The sequence below is a fragment of the Mesorhizobium sp. genome, assembly GCF_004962245.1.
Classification (GTDB): domain Bacteria; phylum Pseudomonadota; class Alphaproteobacteria; order Rhizobiales; family Rhizobiaceae; genus Mesorhizobium.
Map to the genome: position 1 here is coordinate 1 of NZ_SUHQ01000102.1, position 605 is coordinate 605.

General features: G+C 62.6%; 1 protein-coding gene. It reads right to left on the reverse strand.

The window, feature by feature from the left end:
- Positions 1 to 605, reverse strand: a 605-nt coding sequence (locus tag E5X88_RS33530; protein WP_292168566.1) for a glutamate synthase central domain-containing protein, incomplete at both ends; no start/stop codon positions are given.

Consider the following 605-nt stretch of genomic DNA (forward strand, 5'->3'; position numbering starts at 1 on the left):
GCCGTCGCCAGCAGCGCTGGTATGGCGATACGGTCCGGCCCGAGCTGACGGTCGGACAGGATGATGATGTTGTAGCCGCCGGCGACCGCCGCTTCCGAACGCTCGCACAGCCGGTCGATGGCGCCCTGCATGCCGGCGGCGCCCTCGTTCGAGGCATAGGTGATGTCGATCGTCTTGGTGTCGAAACGGTCCTCAGTGTGGCCGATCGAGCGGATCTTTTCGAGATCGCCATTGGTCAGGATCGGTTGGCGCACTTCGAGCCGCTTGCGGCGCGAATTGCCGACGAGGTCGAAGATGTTGGGCCGCGGCCCGATGAAGGACACCAGGCTCATCACCAGCTCCTCGCGGATCGGATCGATCGGCGGGTTGGTGACCTGGGCGAAATTCTGCTTGAAATAGGTATAGAGCAGCTTCGATCTGTCCGACATCGCCGAAATCGGCGTGTCGGTGCCCATCGATCCCACTGCTTCCTGGCCGGTGGTCGCCATCGGCGACATCAATAGCTTGGTATCTTCCTGGGTGTAGCCGAAAGCCTGCTGGCGATCGAGCAGGCTGACATCCTTGCGCAGCGCGCGCGGTTCGACCGGCTTCAGGTCTTCGAGGAT